Annotated in this window: 17 protein-coding genes; 11 read left to right on the top strand and 6 right to left on the bottom strand. The window is 32.5% G+C overall.

Features of this window, described 5'->3' with window-relative positions; translation table 11 throughout:
* Positions 1-145: 145 nt before the first annotated feature.
* From tgt to IM755_RS11805, 10 genes are all read left to right on the top strand, one after another.
* Positions 146-1,276, top strand: a complete 1,131-nt coding sequence (gene tgt, locus IM755_RS11850) for a tRNA guanosine(34) transglycosylase Tgt (protein WP_194097127.1) — start codon at positions 146-148, stop codon at positions 1,274-1,276.
* Positions 1,277-1,360: 84 nt separating this feature from the next.
* The gene (locus IM755_RS11845; RefSeq protein WP_194097125.1) at positions 1,361-2,452 is read left to right on the top strand and encodes an LptF/LptG family permease; all 1,092 of its coding nucleotides are present in this window, start codon (positions 1,361-1,363) and stop codon (positions 2,450-2,452) included.
* The gene (locus IM755_RS11840) at positions 2,439-3,326 is read left to right on the top strand and encodes a DMT family transporter (protein ID WP_194097123.1); all 888 of its coding nucleotides are present in this window, start codon (positions 2,439-2,441) and stop codon (positions 3,324-3,326) included. Before IM755_RS11845 ends, IM755_RS11840 begins: the two co-directional genes overlap by 14 nt.
* Positions 3,327-3,397: 71 nt before the next feature.
* Positions 3,398-4,351 (top strand): acetyl-CoA carboxylase carboxyltransferase subunit alpha, encoded by a 954-nt coding sequence (locus IM755_RS11835; RefSeq protein WP_194097121.1) that lies wholly within the window; start codon positions 3,398-3,400, stop codon positions 4,349-4,351.
* Positions 4,352-4,494: 143 nt separating this feature from the next.
* Positions 4,495-6,042, top strand: a complete 1,548-nt coding sequence (gene dnaB / locus IM755_RS11830; RefSeq protein ID WP_194097119.1) for a replicative DNA helicase — start codon at positions 4,495-4,497, stop codon at positions 6,040-6,042.
* Between the two features lie 96 nt (positions 6,043-6,138).
* Entirely contained in the window at positions 6,139-6,447 is a 309-nt protein-coding gene (locus IM755_RS11825) for a hypothetical protein (protein WP_194097117.1), read from the top strand.
* A gap of 631 nt (positions 6,448-7,078) precedes the next feature.
* The gene (locus IM755_RS11820) at positions 7,079-7,873 is read left to right on the top strand and encodes a sensor histidine kinase (protein ID WP_194097115.1); all 795 of its coding nucleotides are present in this window, start codon (positions 7,079-7,081) and stop codon (positions 7,871-7,873) included.
* Positions 7,873-8,559, top strand: coding sequence for a response regulator transcription factor (locus tag IM755_RS11815; RefSeq protein WP_194097113.1), 687 nt, complete (start codon positions 7,873-7,875; stop codon positions 8,557-8,559). The genes IM755_RS11820 and IM755_RS11815 overlap by 1 nt, the downstream gene beginning before the upstream one ends.
* A gap of 351 nt (positions 8,560-8,910) precedes the next feature.
* Complete coding sequence (locus IM755_RS11810; protein WP_194097111.1) at positions 8,911-10,188, top strand: asparagine synthetase B; 1,278 nt, start codon at positions 8,911-8,913, stop codon at positions 10,186-10,188.
* Positions 10,189-10,193: 5 nt separating this feature from the next.
* Positions 10,194-10,880, top strand: a complete 687-nt coding sequence (locus IM755_RS11805; RefSeq protein ID WP_194097109.1) for a hypothetical protein — start codon at positions 10,194-10,196, stop codon at positions 10,878-10,880.
* Positions 10,881-10,886: 6 nt separating this feature from the next.
* Here IM755_RS11805 and IM755_RS11800 read toward each other — a convergent pair whose 3' ends face one another.
* Both IM755_RS11800 and rlmF read right to left on the bottom strand, forming a co-directional pair.
* Positions 10,887-11,348, bottom strand: a complete 462-nt coding sequence (locus IM755_RS11800) for a DUF1569 domain-containing protein (protein ID WP_194097107.1) — start codon at positions 11,346-11,348, stop codon at positions 10,887-10,889.
* 114 nt (positions 11,349-11,462) lie between these two features.
* Positions 11,463-12,368: a 23S rRNA (adenine(1618)-N(6))-methyltransferase RlmF gene (rlmF, locus tag IM755_RS11795; RefSeq protein WP_194097105.1), complete on the bottom strand. Its 906-nt coding sequence runs from the start codon at positions 12,366-12,368 to the stop codon at positions 11,463-11,465.
* A 139-nt stretch (positions 12,369-12,507) separates the two neighbouring features.
* Here rlmF and IM755_RS11790 point away from each other — a divergent pair, with 139 nt between their 5' ends.
* On the top strand, positions 12,508-13,083 hold the full coding sequence (locus IM755_RS11790; protein ID WP_194097103.1) for a hypothetical protein: 576 nt from the start codon (positions 12,508-12,510) through the stop codon (positions 13,081-13,083).
* Positions 13,084-13,202: 119 nt separating this feature from the next.
* On the opposite strand, the gene rplT is transcribed toward IM755_RS11790, so the two are convergent.
* The 4 genes from rplT to thrS form a co-directional block, all read right to left on the bottom strand.
* A complete protein-coding gene (rplT, locus tag IM755_RS11785; RefSeq protein WP_026726128.1) occupies positions 13,203-13,547 on the bottom strand; it encodes a 50S ribosomal protein L20 in 345 nt (114 codons plus the stop codon).
* A gap of 138 nt (positions 13,548-13,685) precedes the next feature.
* Positions 13,686-13,883: a 50S ribosomal protein L35 gene (gene rpmI / locus IM755_RS11780; protein WP_194097101.1), complete on the bottom strand. Its 198-nt coding sequence runs from the start codon at positions 13,881-13,883 to the stop codon at positions 13,686-13,688.
* Between the two features lie 64 nt (positions 13,884-13,947).
* Entirely contained in the window at positions 13,948-14,499 is a 552-nt protein-coding gene (gene infC / locus IM755_RS11775) for a translation initiation factor IF-3 (protein WP_317172460.1), read from the bottom strand.
* 28 nt (positions 14,500-14,527) lie between these two features.
* Positions 14,528-16,468 carry a threonine--tRNA ligase gene (thrS, locus tag IM755_RS11770; RefSeq protein ID WP_194097099.1) on the bottom strand — a complete coding sequence of 647 codons (1,941 nt, stop codon included), beginning with the start codon at positions 16,466-16,468 and terminating at the stop codon, positions 14,528-14,530.
* Positions 16,469-17,162 lie beyond the last annotated feature (694 nt).

The raw sequence follows: 17,162 nt of genomic DNA, 5'->3' as shown, positions 1-17,162 counted from the left end.
TTGGATGCAAAAGTAATTTTATTTTTTTGGCGGTACAAATCATTTTGTTAGAAGTTATTAATAATGAGTGTTAATCATAAATAATTCTAAATTCCAATTTCTAAATTCTAAAATAAATTATCTTTGCCGTTCGTAAAAGCACAATATGAAGTTTGATTTAATTACCAAAGACCCAAAAAGTAAAGCCAGAGCTGGAAAAATAACAACCGATCACGGTGTTATAGAAACCCCAATTTTTATGCCCGTAGGAACCGTAGCTTCTGTTAAAGGAGTGCACCAACGTGAGCTAAGAGACGATATTAATCCAGATATTATTTTAGGAAATACCTATCATTTATATTTAAGACCTCAAACCAAAATTTTAGAAGCGGCTGGAGGTTTGCATAAATTTATGAATTGGGATAGAAATATCTTAACCGATTCAGGTGGATATCAAGTGTATTCTCTTTCTTCAAATAGAAAAATTAAAGAAGAAGGGGTTAAGTTTAAATCGCATATTGATGGTTCGTACCATTTCTTTTCACCTGAAAATGTAATGGAAATTCAACGTACTATTGGCGCTGATATTATCATGGCTTTTGACGAATGTACACCGTATCCATGTGATTACCGTTATGCAAAACGTTCGATGCACATGACACATCGTTGGTTAGACAGATGTATCAATCATTTAGAAAAATTACCATTTAAATACGGTTACGAACAAACATTTTTTCCAATTGTTCAAGGAAGTACGTATAAAGATTTAAGAGAACAATCGGCAGAATATATTGCAAATGCAGGTGCTCAAGGAAACGCAATTGGCGGTCTTTCTGTGGGAGAACCAGCAGAAGAAATGTACGCTATGACGGAAGTAGTAACCGCAATTCTTCCAGAAGATAAACCTAGATATTTAATGGGTGTAGGAACGCCAATCAATATTTTAGAGAATATTGCGTTAGGAATTGATATGTTTGATTGTGTGATGCCAACACGTAACGCCAGAAACGGAATGTTGTTTACAGCGCATGGAACAATGAATATGAAAAACAAAAAGTGGGAAGCCGATTTTTCGCCAATTGACGAAATGGGACACACTTGGGTAGATACTGAATATTCAAAAGCGTATCTTAGACACTTGTTTGCTGCTGATGAATTTTTGGCTAAACAAATTGCTACTATTCATAATTTAGGTTTTTACATGTGGTTAGTTCGTGAAGCAAGAAGACAAATTATTGCCGGAACATTTAGAGAATGGAAAGATAAAATGGTGATTCAAATGAGTCAACGATTATAAATTTGGAATTCAGAATTTAGAAATTTGAAGAAAATTTAAGTATTCATTATTCTAAATTCTAAATTCTAACTTCTAAATTATAAAATGAAAATAATAGATAAATACATATTAAAGCGCTATCTGGTAACATTTTCAGTAATGTTAATACTTTTTATTCCTATTGGAATTACTATTGATGTATCTGAAAAAGTAAACAGAATGATTGAGCGGAAAGTTCCGTTATCTGCTGTTCTTGTATATTATGGAGATTTTACGATATACTTTGCCAATTTATTGTTTCCAATTTTCTTGTTTTTATCTATTATTTGGTTTACTTCCAAATTAGCCAACAACACTGAAATTATTGCTATTTTAAGTTCAGGAATTTCATTTTCTAGATTTCTTCGTCCTTTTATATTTGGTGCAATAATCGTTTCTATTTTTGCTTTAATTATGGGTTTCTTTTTGGTGCCAAAAGCAAGTAAAGGATTTAATGATTTTAGATACGAATATTTAAAGGGGAACAATAATAAAACACGCGAAACTTCGGATATTTTCAGACAAATAAAAAAAGAGGGTAAAATAGAAGAAAATATCTATGTAAGTAATTACAACTATTTATCGCAAACAGGTTTTAATTTTACTTTTGAAAAATTTAGAGATAATGTTTTGGTTGAAAAAGTAACTGCTAATCGAATTCGTTATAACGATGTTACAAAACGATATATGCTGTTTAACTATAACCAAAGAATTGTTGGAGAAAACGATGATCAAATAACTTCTAGTGAAAAAATCACTAAAGAATATGATTTTGAACCTGATGATTTAACTCCTGTAGTTTATGTTGCCGAAACTATGACAATAGGACAATTAAATGCTTTCATAAATAAAGAAAGAGAGAGAGGTAATGCAAACATTAATACGTACTTAGTAGTATTTCATAAAAAATTTAGTTTACCAATTTCTGCATTTATTTTAACTATTATTGCTGTTGCTGTTTCTTCTATGAAGCGAAGAGGAGGAATGGGAGTTAATCTTGCTATCGGTATAGTTATTGCTTTTACGTTTATTTTCTTTGATAAAGTTTTCGGAACCTTAGCAGAAAAATCTAGTATTCCTCCATTATTAGCTGTTTGGTTTCCTAATATTGTTTTCGGAATCTTAGCAGCTTATTTACTACGCAATGCAAAACGATAACTTAAAAAGCTACTTACATCTTCATGTAATTGTATTTATATGGGGATTTACAGCCATTCTTGGAAAGTTAATTTCTTTGGAAGCCTTAGATTTAGTTTGGTACCGCATGCTTTTTGCATCAGTCATCATGACTTTTGTAGTGCTTTTTAATAAAGAGAAAATGAAAGTTCCATTCAATGTACTTGTTGGATTTATCGTTTCCGGAATTATCATTGCAGCCCATTGGCTTACATTTTACCAAGCAATTAAAGTTTCCAATGTTTCAATTACATTAGCTTGTTTGTCAACAGGAGCCTTTTTTGCTTCCATTTTAGAACCCATTATTCACAAAAGAAAAATTATTTGGTACGAATTGCTTTTCGGTGTAATTGTGGTAATAGGATTGGGAATTATTTTTAATGTAGAAACTAAATACAAAACAGGAATTTATTTAGCCGTTTCTTCTGCGTTTTTATCGGCTTTATTTTCTGTTATTAATGGAAAATATGCTAAAGAATACGATCCGAATATCATTTCGCTTTACGAATTATCGAGCGGTGTTTTCTTCATCAGCATTTACTTGTTTTTTGCTGGAAGTTTTACGCCTGCTTTCTTTGCACTTTCTGTAAACGACCTGATTTGGTTGTTCTTGCTATCTTCCATTTGTACAGCTTATGCATTTTCAGCATCAGTAAAAGTGATGAAATTCTTGAGTCCCTTTACGGTAATGTTAACTATCAATTTAGAGCCTATTTACGGAATCATTTTAGCGTTACTAATATTTAAAGATGGTGAAGAAATGACATCTTTGTTTTATGTAGGTGCGCTTATAATATTAGCCACTGTTATAGCTAATGGAATTGCAAAAAGTTATAAAAAAGTAACAACTAATTAACGATAAGTTTACTAAAGTTAATTGAAAATTTTATCTTTGTCACAACAAACACAAACCCTAATAAACCGATTATGGAATATTTAGATTTTGAATTACCAATTAAAGAGCTTGAAGACCAATTAGATAAATGTCAAATCATTGGTCAAGAATCAGATGTTGATGTGTCTAACACATGTAAGCAAATTGAGAAGAAATTAGAAGAAACTAAGAAAAAAATATACAAAAACCTTACGGCTTGGCAACGTGTACAGTTATCACGTCATCCCAATCGTCCTTATACATTAGAACATATTACTAATATTACTAAAGGAACGTTTTTAGAACTTTTTGGAGACAGAAGTTTCAAAGATGACAAAGCGATGATTGGTGGATTAGGTCAAATCAACGGACAATCGTTCATGATTATTGGACAGCAAAAAGGTATTAATACTAAAATGCGTCAATACAGAAACTTCGGGATGGCAAATCCTGAAGGGTACAGAAAAGCATTACGTTTAATGAAAATGGCAGAGAAATTCAATATTCCTGTATTAACATTAATCGACACTCCAGGAGCTTATCCAGGTTTAGAAGCGGAAGAGCGAGGTCAAGGTGAAGCTATTGCAAGAAATATTTTCGAAATGGCTCGTTTGAAAACTCCTATTATTTCAATTATTATTGGAGAAGGAGCTTCGGGTGGAGCATTAGGAATTGGAGTTGGCGATAGAGTATATATGTTAGAAAACACATGGTATTCTGTAATTTCTCCAGAATCATGTTCATCAATTTTATGGAGAAGTTGGGAATACAAAGAGCAAGCTGCTGAAGCCTTGAAATTAACTTCATTTGATATGAAAAAACAAGGTTTAATAGATGATATTATTCCAGAACCGCTTGGTGGTGCTCACTACGACAAAGAAACTACATTTAAATCGGTTGCTGAGTATGTAACTAAAGCTTTTAATGAGTTAAAAGATTTATCAACAAAAGATTTGGTGGCACAACGAATGGATAAATATAGCAAAATGGGTGAATTCAAAGAGTAATCACTTGTTTCCAAATATAAATAAAAATCCGAAGCCATAAGTTTCGGATTTTTTTTGGCTTATCAACAATAAATTTGAGTTATTAACAGTTGGGTATTAAGAACTCAAAACGTTTTTTTGTAAATTTTGGTTAACTTCGCAATATGGAAAATGTCAGAAATATGAACCCGATAAAAGTAGATAAAACTACTATTATCAATTTGGAAAAAGGAAAACTACCTCCTCAGGCGTTAGACCTAGAAGAAGCGGTACTTGGCGCTATGATGATTGATAAAAAAGGGGTAGATGAAGTAATTGATATTTTACAACCAGATGCCTTTTATAAAGACGCGCACAAGTACATTTTTGAGGCTATTGTTCAGTTGTTTAACGAAACACAGCCTATTGACTTATTAACCGTTTCGGCTCAATTAAAGAAAAACGGAAAACTAGAACTTTCAGGTGGTGATTTTTACTTGATTCAGCTAACGCAAAAGATATCATCTTCTGCTCATATTGAGTTTCATTCACGTATTATTCTTCAAAAATTTATCCAAAGAAGTTTAATTAAAATTTCAAGCGAAATAATTGAAGAATCGTATGATGAATCAACAGATGTATTCGATTTATTAGATAAAGCCGAATCCAAATTATACGAAGTAACGCAAGGAAATATCAAACGTAGTTCGGAAACCGCACAAAGTTTGGTAATTCAAGCCAAAAAGCGAATTGAAGAAATTGCAGGCAAAGAAGGTTTGAGTGGAATTCCAACAGGTTTTCACGATTTGGATAAATTGACTTCGGGTTGGCAACCTTCCGATTTAATTATTGTGGCAGCTCGTCCTGGTATGGGTAAAACGGCTTTCACCTTATCAATGGCTCGAAATATGGCTATCGATTATGGTGCGCCAGTAGCATTTTTCTCATTAGAGATGTCATCTGTACAGTTAATTACACGTTTGATTTCGTCTGAAACAGGATTGTCATCGGAAAAATTAAGAACAGGAAAATTAGAAAAACATGAATGGGAGCAATTGTCTATTAAAGTTAAAGACTTAGAAAAAGCTCCTTTGTTTATTGATGATACACCATCGTTATCGATTTTTGATTTACGTGCAAAAGCAAGACGACTTTCATCTCAATATGGAATCAAAATGATTGTAATCGATTACCTTCAGTTGATGACAGCAGGTGGAAATGGAAAAGGAGGCGGAAATCGTGAACAAGAAATTTCAACTATTTCTCGAAACTTAAAAGCATTAGCAAAAGAGTTGAACGTTCCAGTAATTGCACTTTCTCAGTTATCGCGTGCGGTGGAAACACGTGGATCTAGTAAACGTCCTTTACTTTCCGATTTGAGGGAGTCTGGAGCGATTGAGCAAGATGCCGATATCGTGTCGTTCATTTACCGTCCAGAATATTATAAAATTGACGAATGGGATGACGAAGAACGTTCGCCAACACAAGGTCAAGCCGAATTTATCGTAGCAAAACACCGTAATGGAGGTTTGGATAATATCCGATTGAAATTCGTAGGAAGTTTAGGTAAGTTTGACAACTTAGACGATTTTAGTACGCCTTTTGACGCACTTCCGTCTAAGATGAATTTGGATGATAATAATCCTTTTATTACTCCAAATTTACCAACACCAAATGAAGCTTTCGGAAGTACGATGAACTCTTATGACGATGATTCGGATGTTCCTTTTTAAGAAAATTAGATAAAATGTTAAAAACAGGCCATCAGCCTGTTTTTTTTATTACTTTTTTTACTACATTTATATTTCAATTATAAAAAACCTCAAAATATGTCAGATTTTACAATTACTCTCGATGTAGCCAAAGCATGGGCAACATCATGGAGAACTAACCCTCCAAAAGATTTAGCAAAAGGTCATTGGATTCCAGGCGAAGCCTTAACAGAATTATTAGCAACAGAAGGAGTTGTTAATGTTAGAGCTTACATGGGAGTAGATGAAACAGGAACACAAAAATTAATGTTTGTAGGAGTAGATGCAGATGGTAAAGATTTAATAGATGATAGTCACTTAATTTATGATTCAACTCAACCTTGTCCTAAAAATTGTGATCCAACGAGTCCTCTTTATAATCCATAGTAAATAATATTGAAACCCTCAACTTATTTATACATTACTTCAGCAATATTATGCTTACTTTATCTTATAGGCTTTTTTAAGCATGGAAAAGCCTATAAGATTTTTACTATTTATTTAATTGGAGTTCTTTCTATAGATTATGTTAGCTCAAATTTATATAGCTGGTTCAGAATTTATAATGTTTTTATGCACCATTTTTATGAATTGTTCCAATTTGTAATCTTAAGTTACTTTTTTTCTTTATTGTTAAAAACAAGAGCGCAGTTATTTACAGTTTATATACTACTGATTGTACTTCCAATATTTTTATTATCGCGATATCTTATTAACCCAAATTTGTTTTTTGAGTATAATCTTTTTGAAACGTATTTAACTACGATGCCTTTGATTATTTATTCGAGTATGCATTTATATAATAATTTGGGCGAAAAATCTGAATTTTATTATGGTAATGTTGGCTTATTGTTTTATTTATTCACAAGTACTTTTATTTTCTTATTGTATAGGTTAGTTGTTATTTTTGATATTGAAGATACTATAAATGATTTGATGGTTAATATAAACATTACATTACAATATATAAAATTTGCATTTTTCTTTTATCAATGGAAATTAATTTATTTTAATAAATATGAACGCAATTAATTTAGAAAATAGCGAAATAATTCAAGGAGTATTTTTCATATTACTTGCTTTTATATCCATGTTTTTGGTACTGATTTTATTTTTCTATTTTTCTAGAAAGAAAATCGTTCAAATTGAAGTAGATAAGAAAAACTTAGAAATTGACCATCAAAAAGAACTTCTTAACTCGGTTTTAATTACCCAAGAAGAAGAACGTAAACGAATAGCTCAAGATTTGCATGATGATATTAGTTCAAAACTTAATGTTGTTTCTTTAAATAGCCATTTATTGAAAACTCCCAATCTAAACGAAACAGAACAATTAGAAATTACCAATAATATCATCGAATTAACTCAAAAAGCTTTAGAAAATTCTCGACGTATTGCGCACGACTTATTACCACCAGTTTTAGAGAAATTTGGACTTCATGCCGGAATTGAAGAACTCGTAGAAGAGTTTAATAGCACCAAAACTGTTAAAGTTTCGTACGAAAACCAAATTGACTTCGAAAGCTATCCTGTTGAAAAACATTTACATATATTTCGCATTCTTCAAGAATTGTTAAATAATTCGCTTCGACACGGAAAAGCAACTGAAATTTCAATCCAATTTACTAATTTCGATAACCGAAAAACCTGTACTTATATTGATAATGGATTGGGTTTTGATAGTTCAAGTGAAGAAAATCAAAAAGGTTTGGGGATGAAGAACATTGAAAGTAGAATTAACTTCTTAGGAGGAGATTTCAATTTCACTTCAAAGCCAAATGAAGGAGTAAAAATGGTGTTTAATTTCAACTAATGGAAAATAAAATTAAAATTATTTTAGCGGACGATGAAGAGCTATTCAGAAAAGGAATCTATTTCTTGCTTCAGCGCGAGCCTAATTTTGAAATTATTTTCGAAGCTTCCAATGGCAGTGAGTTAGTTGAGCACCTAAAAACATCCACCGAACTTCCCGATATCATTATGATGGATTTAAAAATGCCATTATTAAACGGAGTGGAAGCAACCAAACTCATTCACAAAGAATTTCCAGGAATAAGAATCATAGCCTTAACGAGTTACAATACGAAATCCTTTATTGCGAATATGATTAACGTGGGAGCGGCATCGTATTTAGTTAAAAATGCTTCACCAGTTGATATGATTAAAACTGTTAATGAAGTAGCTCAAAAAGGATTTTATTACAACGAAATCGTGATGGAAGTAATTCATCAAAACATGATTTCAAATGCGACTTCAAGAACCGTTTTAGATGAAGATTTCTTAACAGAAAGAGAAAAAGAAGTATTGGAATTGATATGCAAACAATACAGTTCGGCTGAAATTGGAGAAATGCTAAGCCTAAGTACGAGAACAGTTGATGGTCACAGAAATAACCTTTTGTTAAAAACAAACTCTAAAAATATGGCAGGATTAGTCATTTTTGCCATACAAAACAAAATCATAAACTTAGAAGACTCTAATACTGATATTGAGTCTTAATTTCTGTTCTTGCTACTGTAATTAATAAGTTCTACAGAATTGAAAAACTAAAACAAAATACACCAGGATAGTAATAATAAGTACTATATATCCGATTCTTTTTAACAATTTCATTTCTTTCGAGTTTATTAACGATAAATTACTACTGTTTGTGTTCATCTTTTCTATTATTTTGATACATGTCAAAACTAAAGCAAAAAATATTCCTGTGTAAGAGTAAAAATACCTGATTTTCAAACCAGGTATTTTTACGGGGGTAACCAGGTATTTTTACGGGGGTACGACTTTAACATTTCGATAAATGATATTTGTTAGAAATGTTATAAATTAGTGCATTGATATTTGTTAACCATGAAATTTAAAGGCCTTCACTTGTTTTTTGTATTGTTTTTACTTTGCTCGTTTTCGAGTAGAGCTTCTTTTGTTTTATTACCAATGGAAGCCGGAGGTCAACAAAATCACTTAAAAGCATACGGAATTACCTATTGGGCTTTAGATAAAAGTTACAAAGTAAGTTGGTTGTTAAATTATAGAGGAGGTTCTTTTTTATTACCCGATGCACCCGAGATTCGAAAAGAATGTCAAATTCGAGGTGTAACTTTTGAAGTTTTATCGGATGCCGCTGCAAATTCAATTTTAGAAGATATCAGTTCGCCATCTCAAAATATGGAAACGGTTGTGCTAGAAAAAGCTCCAAAAATTGCGGTTTATACTCCAAAAGGAAAACAACCTTGGGACGATGCTGTAACGATGGTATTAACGTATGCCGAAATTCCTTACACCGAAATTTATGATGAAGAAGTGTTGTCCGACCAATTATTGTTATATGATTGGTTGCATTTACATCACGAGGATTTTACTGGACAATATGGGAAGTTTTTTGGAAATTACAGAAGCACTCCTTGGTACATTCAACAAAAAGCTGATGCAGAAGCCTTGGCTAAAAAGTTAGGCTACAATAAAGTTTCAGAAGAAAAGCTAGCGGTAGCTAAAAAAATTAGAGATTTTGTAATTGGTGGCGGATTTATGTTTGCGATGTGTTCCGCAACCGATAGTTTTGATATTGCGCTTTCAGCGGAAGGTGTTGATATTTGTGAACCTATGTTTGATGGTGATGATTCAGAAGCTAATTATCAAGCTAAAATTGATTACACCAGTACGTTTGCTTTCAAAGATTATACTTTAGTTCGTAATCCAATGGTTTACGAATTTTCCGATATTGATACTACAGAGCAACACGGAAAAGGCGCTTTTTCTATGGATAAAGACTACTTCACTTTGATGGAATATTCGGCAAAATGGGATCCAATTCCTACCATGTTGTGCCAAAATCATACGCAATTAGTAAAAGGTTTTATGGGACAAACCACTGCTTTTAATGCTGAAAAAATAAAATCGAATGTTTTAGTGATGGGCGAATGTAAAATTAATGGAGAAGCACGTTACATTCATGGAACTAAAGGAAAAGGAATGTTTACGTTTTATGGCGGTCACGATCCAGAAGATTACCAACATAGAGTAGGAGATGCGCCAACGGTTTTAGATTTACATCCAAACTCTCCAGGCTATCGTCTGATTTTAAATAACGTATTGTTTCCAGCGGCTAGAAAGAAAAAACTAAAAACCTAATTTCTATGGAAAACAAATATTTATTTTCTTTTGTTATTAGTCTATTGGGATTATTTTTTTTAGTTTTCAATACGATTCTTTTTTTGAGAAATAGTCAGATTAAAAAACAAATTTCAAATGTTTTTTTAATTTATTTAGTTACTCTTTCTATTATTGAAGTAGCTTGTCATGTTATTGGAATTCTAAAACCCAATGCTAATTTTTTTATCTCGCACTTCTATTTTATTTTTCAATTTACTTTTTTGAGTTATCTCTATCATAAACTTATTGGAAGTAATTTTATAAGTAAAATTATCTTGTTTGTTTATCTAATTCAAATGACGATTTTAGTAGTCATGTACATTTTTGACCCGAGTTTGTTTTGGAGGTTTAATGAATACGAAATTATAGCAACATCCTTTATTTTAGTTGTATATGCTTTTTATTTCATTTATAAAGAAATGGATAAGGTACATTATTACTATAATTTTTCAATTGGATTGATTTTATACCTTCTTTGTAGTGTGTCTATTTTTCTTTATGGGAATCTAGAATTGGTTTTAATTGAAAATCCTCATATTGATATTTGGATTTTCAATACCGTTTTTTATATCATATTTCAATTTATGATATATAGAGAATATGCTTTTTTTACTTCTAAATTACATAAAAACGATAATGAAGAAGACGATGTTTTATTAGGAGATTTATAAAAGGAACTAACTTTTGAGGATATCCTTTATAATCATTACATGATGTCTGGTGTGTAATATCAAGAATTTTTCCGTCTCTTTCTTATTTAAAATTCCAAAAAACGGATGCGGAAAATGAGCATTTTTATCCAAACTTTTCCAATCCTTAATATTTTCTCTCACTTTTTCTAAACTTAAAGCCAAAGTTTCAGGAGAAATATCACCTTCAGGTCTTACGATTTTTGGAGCTTTTGCTTTTCCTCTTGGAATCTTTTTCGCTACTGACATAATCAAAAAGCGTTTAAAATTAAAATGCCATTGATATTCCGACGGGTTCGAATGTTTACAAGCCGTAACAATTTGGTCAATCGTTTTTAAACTATGCGCAATATGCCAACCCACACTTCCCGAAGAAACCGCTAAATTCACTTTCTCAAAAGACAAAATATCCGATTCTAATTGATCTAAAAGCCTATGTAATTCCTGCATAATGTTCTTTATTAATTATTTTTTCTTTCGTCAATTCGAGTGTTTTGTCTTTGTAAATCCTTAGATTTATAAAGACAAAATGTATCGAGAACTATAGAAACATTTAATTTTTTTTTACTCCTTAAACGTCCAAAACAAAATTCTACTCACTTTATTTCCGTGTTTCATTTCTGTAATTTCGTACGTAGCTTTTACTTTTTTAAGATGTGAAAGCAACGGTTTCAAATTATCCTTTTTCGAAACTAACGACGAAAACCATTTTACTTGCGCTTTAAAATGCACACTTTCATAAATCATATTACTGATGAACGCTAATTCGCCACCTTCGCACCACAACTCGTTATTTACACCACCAAAGTTTAACGTAGGTTTTTTCGAATCTTCAATACCTAAATTCTTGTTTTTTCGAATCGTGCCTTTATTCGCTTCTTCTTTCGAACTATGAAATGGCGGATTACAAATCGTCATATCAAATTGATCTTCTGGAAGAATGATATTCTTGAAAATGTTTCGTTTTGAAGTTTGCAATCGCAACGCAACGTTTTCTTTTAATTTCTGATTCGAATTGATGTTTTCCTGAGCCGCTTCAAAAGCTTGTTTGTCGACTTCGCTACCAACAAAACGCCAATCGTATTCTGAAACGCCAATTATAGGATAAATACAATTCGCTCCAATTCCGATATCTAAAATGCGAATTTTATGTTTCGTTTGAAGCGTGCCATATGTATCTTCTAAAATATCGGCAACTTGATGAATATATTCTGCACGTCCTGGAATAGGCGGACAAAGAAATCCTTTTGGAATATCCCAATTTTTCAAACCATAATAATGTAACAACAAGGCTTTGTTCAACATTTTCACCGCATCAGGATTCGCGAAATCAATCGTTTCCATTCCATATTCATTCACCGCAACAAATGGTGCTAAATCAGGATTTGCTGCAATTAAAGTTTTGAAATCGTATTTGCCGTGGTGTTTGTTTTTCGGATGAAAGCCGGTTATGGTTTTGGTTGTATTCAAAGTAGTATTTTTAAAGTGTAAAGGTATTGAATTCTGAGGAATAATAAATGATTGTGTTTTAGGAAGGTTTTTAATGTTTTGAATTAAATTTCTTATATTTGATAATACGTTAAGCGAATGGTAATTTTAATTCAAAAAAATGTCAAAAAAAATACCAATTATCACAATAGTACTCTTCATAATATTTTTATTTTTTTCTTGTAATAATTCAGAAAGGAAAGGAATAAAGACAATTGATAATTTAGAATCGCTTTCAAATTTTGTAATTAACTCTAAAAAAATATGTGATACAATTTTAAATCTTAAAAATAAAGAAAGTAAACTTTTGATTTGTACTCAAGAAATAGGAAGATCTGGCAGAATTATTGAATTAACAGAATCTTGTATTCCTTTTCGAATCAAAAATGATTTTATTTATAAAAAAATTAATGGTTTAGATGTAATTTTCTATGATTTTGAAAAACCTTTAAGTAAGAAAAAAAATCAAAAAGAAATAGAATCCTTAATCAAAAAAGGTATTATTAAAATTGAACCAAATAATAATTGGATTTGTTGCAAAATGCCGTATTATATTTTTTCGACTTGTAATAAAAGTAATGAATTGAATTGCTATGATTTTGATACTAAAGTAAAAATAGAAAAAGAATATTTTAAAAGTAGACAAGTTGGTGGTTCAATAAGTACATATAATTTACTATGTGCACATTGTGAATAAAAAACCGCCCGCTTGCGCGGAATTGCATTCCGTGCCCACAATCAAACTTATTACAAATAAAAAACCCCGATTTTCATCGGGGTTTGATATATAAGTAAGATAAACTGAGTTAGACGTAATTATTTAATTTTGTTAACGATAGCTGTGAAAGCAGCTGGGTGATTCATAGCTAAATCAGCAAGAACTTTACGGTTCAATTCGATATTGTTAGCTTTTACTTTCCCCATAAATTGAGAATAACTCATACCATGTAAACGTGCACCAGCATTGATACGCGTAATCCATAAAGCACGGAAATTTCTTTTGTTTTGTTTTCTATCACGGTAAGCATAAGCCATTGCTTTTTCTACCGCGTTTTTAGCTACAGTCCAAACGTTTTTACGTCTTCCAAAGAAACCTTTGGCTTGTTTTAATACTCTTTTTTTTCTAGCTTTAGTAGCTACTGAATTTGTTGCTCTTGGCATAATTTTAAATGTTTTTTGCAGTAAGGCGGTTTCTCAACACTTTTAAACGTAGAACATCATACTTTATACTTTGTACTTTTAACTTTGTTCTTCATTCAGCCCACTCCAGGGTTACTAAATTGTTTTAACCAACAACGATTAAATTAAATTTAATTGTTGTTTAATGCTTCTCTCATCTGTTGGGTGAACCAATGTAGAGTGAGTTAAAGCTAATTTACGCTTTTTAGATTTTTTAGTCAAAATGTGACTTTTAAAAGCGTGTTTTCTCTTGATTTTTCCAGAGCCAGTAACTTTGAATCGTTTCTTAGCACTAGATTTTGTTTTCATTTTAGGCATTTTCTTCCTGTATTTATAATCTATCTTACTTATTATTTTTCAAAAGAGTTTGCTGGGCAATCTCTTATTTTCCTTTTTTCTTCGGAGCTATGTACATAATCATACGTTTTCCTTCTAAAACTGGCATCGCTTCTACTTTTCCAAACTCTTCCAATTCTTGAGCCAAACGTAATAATAAAATTTGTCCTTGCTCTTTGTAGATAATCGAGCGCCCTTTAAAGAATACAAATGCTTTTAATTTAGCACCATCTTGTAAAAATTTAATCGCGTTCTTTTTCTTAAACTCATAATCATGCTCATCTGTTTGAGGTCCAAAACGGATCTCTTTAATTACAATCTGAGTCGATTTTGCTTTAAGTTCTTTATCTCTCTTCTTTTGTTGGTACAAAAACTTACCATAATCCATCAATTTACAAACGGGTGGCTCAGCATTTGGAGAAATTTCTACCAAATCAACTTCTTGCTCTTCAGCTAAACGAAGGGCTTCCGCTATTTTGTAAACTCCAGGCTCAATATTTTCGCCTACTAAACGTACTTCAGGAACACGAATCAAATTGTTGATACGGTGCGCTGCTTTTTTCTCTTCGCGAGGTTGAAAACCTCTGTTGTTTCTAATTGCTATGGCTTTAAGATTTTAGTTAAACTTAAAATTGTTTTAATGTTTTATTGATTTCTTCGTTTATCATTGCAGCAAATTGCTCAATAGTAACCGATATATTTCCTTTTCCTTCTTGTCCGCGTTGTCTCACAGAAATCGTTCCGTTTTTCTCTTCTTCCTCGCCAACAATCAGCATAAACGGATATTTGTTCATCTCCGCTTCTCTAATTTTCTTACCGATTGTTTCATTTCGGTTGTCAATTAGGGCGCGAATTTCGTGATTTTCTAGCAAATCTAAAACTTTTTTCGCATAATTTTCATATTTCTCACTCAAAGACAAGATTATAGCTTGCTCAGGCATCAACCAAATTGGGAAATTTCCTGCCGTGTGTTCCAATAAAATTGCGATAAAACGTTCCATCGATCCAAAAGGCGCTCGGTGTATCATAACTGGGCGATGTAACTTGTCATCTGCACCTTTATAAGATAATTCAAAACGCTCTGGTAAATTGTAATCTACTTGAATAGTTCCTAGTTGCCAACTTCTGCCTAAAGCATCTTTCACCATGAAATCCAATTTCGGACCATAGAAAGCCGCTTCACCAGCTTCAATCACATAATTCAATCCTTTATCTTTCGCAGCACTGATAATTGCATTTTCAGCTTTTTCCCAGTTTTCAACGCTACCTATGTATTTATCCGGATTATCTAAATCACGAACCGATACCTGAGCTGTAAAGTTTTCAAATCCTAACGAACCAAAAACATATAATACTAAGTCGATAACATTTTTGAATTCCGCATCCAATTGATCAGGCGTACAGAAAATATGTGCATCATCTTGAGTAAATCCTCTAACACGAGTCAATCCATGTAATTCACCCGATTGCTCGTAACGATAAACTGTTCCAAATTCAGCATAACGCTTTGGTAAATCTTTGTACGACCAAGGTCTTGCATTGTAAATCTCACAGTGGTGTGGACAGTTCATTGGTTTTAACAAGAACTCTTCGCCTTCCGCTGGAGTATGAATCGGTTGGAAACTATCCGCACCATATTTAGCATAGTGTCCAGAAGTCACATACAAGTCTTTCATTCCAATATGAGGTGTAACTACTTGCTCGTAACCTGCTTTTTTCTGTGCTTTTTTCAAGAATTGCTCTAATCTATCGCGCAAAGCAGCTCCTTTTGGTAACCATAATGGTAAACCTTGACCTACTTTTTGTGAAAAATGGAATAATTCTAATTCTTTTCCTAATTTTCTATGGTCGCGACGTTTTGCTTCTTCTAATAATTCTAGGTAATCTGTTAAGTCTTTTTGTTTTGGGAACGAAATTCCGTAAACACGAGTTAACTGCTTGTTCTTTTCATCACCTCTCCAGTAAGCACCCGCTACCGATAAAATTTTCATCGCTTTGATAATTCCTGTATTCGGAATATGACCACCACGACACAAATCAAAGAAGTTCGAATGATCGCAGAACGTAATGGTTCCGTCTTCTAAATTCGAAATCAATTCGGTTTTGTACTCATTATTTTTATAAACCTCCAATGCTTCCGCTTTAGAAACCGAACGCATTTTAAATTCATGCTTCTCTCTCGAAATTTCTAACACACGGTCTTCAATCTTTTTGAAATCCGCATCCGTAATTTTTTTATCACCAAAATCCACATCGTAATAGAAACCATTATCAATCGCAGGTCCAAGTGTTAATTTAATTCCAGGGAAAATTTCTTCCAAAGCTTGCGCCATCACGTGCGAAGTCGAATGCCAAAAAGCTTTTTTACCCTCTTTGTCATTCCATGTATATAATATAAGTGTACCGTCCGTCGTTAAGGTCGTCGTCGTTTCAATAGTGGTACCATTATAGGAAGCCGAAATCACGTTTCTAGCCAAACCTTCACTAATGCTTTTTGCAACATCCATTGGAGTAACTCCTTGAGCCATCTCCTTAACCGACCCGTCGGGTAAAGTAACTTTTATCATTGTTTAAAATTTATAAGGTGCAAATATAAACGAATAATAAAATCCATACAATATATATAAGGTATAATGTTAAAAAAGATTAGAAGCAGCCTTTAGCATTTCATAAAACTCTTGGTCCCGCTGTCCGTTACAATCTTTTTGCTTTTTGTTGCCTGAGGTATTCGAAGGCAACAAAAAGCAAAAGTATTTCCACTCCCATCGGGGCTAGACAAGACTTCTTCTATTTCATATAACCATCCCACTGGCTCGCCAAGCGAGCAATACTTTGCCCTTGAATTTGAACTTGTCATTCCGCCATCTCCTACGAAGTAGGCTATTACTTAACGCAGTTAAGCCCACAACTGAAAACCTAATTACACTATATATATAAGTATAATAATTCCCCCTTCGAAGGGGGCTAGGGGGATGTTGCGCCCAGTTCATCCACCCACGAATCTCTTTTATGAACTTTTACCACGCTATATATATGTAACAAAATACTTCTATGACTTATATATTCAACAAGCAAACGCACAATAAAAAGTATTCCCCTTTCGAAGGGGGTTAGGGGGATGTAAAAAACTTTCTTATATTAAATCCTTGTTATCAGAGAGTTAAGAAAAACATGAAAAAAAACACAAAAAAAAGAAGCTAAAAGCCTTGTGGGAACAAAAAAGATTTCTACTTTTGCACCCGCATTAGAGCAGAAGTTCAC

This window comes from Flavobacterium proteolyticum, from assembly GCF_015223105.1.
Lineage (GTDB): Bacteria > Bacteroidota > Bacteroidia > Flavobacteriales > Flavobacteriaceae > Flavobacterium > Flavobacterium proteolyticum.
This window is presented reverse-complemented; position numbering and strand designations above follow the sequence as displayed.

Bases quoted from the DNA above. Each gene is read 5' to 3' on its own strand.
- IM755_RS11835 (WP_194097121.1), top strand. From the start codon at position 3,398: ATGGAATATTTAGATTTTGAATTACCAATTAAAGAGCTTGAAGACCAA.
- rpmI (WP_194097101.1), bottom strand. From the start codon at position 13,883: ATGCCTAAAATGAAAACAAAATCTAGTGCTAAGAAACGATTCAAAGTT.
- tgt (WP_194097127.1), top strand. From the start codon at position 146: ATGAAGTTTGATTTAATTACCAAAGACCCAAAAAGTAAAGCCAGAGCT.
- IM755_RS11800 (WP_194097107.1), bottom strand. From the start codon at position 11,348: ATGCAGGAATTACATAGGCTTTTAGATCAATTAGAATCGGATATTTTG.
- IM755_RS11820 (WP_194097115.1), top strand. From the start codon at position 7,079: ATGAACGCAATTAATTTAGAAAATAGCGAAATAATTCAAGGAGTATTT.
- thrS (WP_194097099.1), bottom strand. From the start codon at position 16,468: ATGATAAAAGTTACTTTACCCGACGGGTCGGTTAAGGAGATGGCTCAA.
- IM755_RS11845 (WP_194097125.1), top strand. From the start codon at position 1,361: ATGAAAATAATAGATAAATACATATTAAAGCGCTATCTGGTAACATTT.
- IM755_RS11790 (WP_194097103.1), top strand. From the start codon at position 12,508: ATGTCAAAAAAAATACCAATTATCACAATAGTACTCTTCATAATATTT.
- IM755_RS11810 (WP_194097111.1), top strand. From the start codon at position 8,911: ATGAAATTTAAAGGCCTTCACTTGTTTTTTGTATTGTTTTTACTTTGC.
- IM755_RS11815 (WP_194097113.1), top strand. From the start codon at position 7,873: ATGGAAAATAAAATTAAAATTATTTTAGCGGACGATGAAGAGCTATTC.
- dnaB (WP_194097119.1), top strand. From the start codon at position 4,495: ATGGAAAATGTCAGAAATATGAACCCGATAAAAGTAGATAAAACTACT.
- IM755_RS11825 (WP_194097117.1), top strand. From the start codon at position 6,139: ATGTCAGATTTTACAATTACTCTCGATGTAGCCAAAGCATGGGCAACA.
- IM755_RS11840 (WP_194097123.1), top strand. From the start codon at position 2,439: ATGCAAAACGATAACTTAAAAAGCTACTTACATCTTCATGTAATTGTA.
- rplT (WP_026726128.1), bottom strand. From the start codon at position 13,547: ATGCCAAGAGCAACAAATTCAGTAGCTACTAAAGCTAGAAAAAAAAGA.
- IM755_RS11805 (WP_194097109.1), top strand. From the start codon at position 10,194: ATGGAAAACAAATATTTATTTTCTTTTGTTATTAGTCTATTGGGATTA.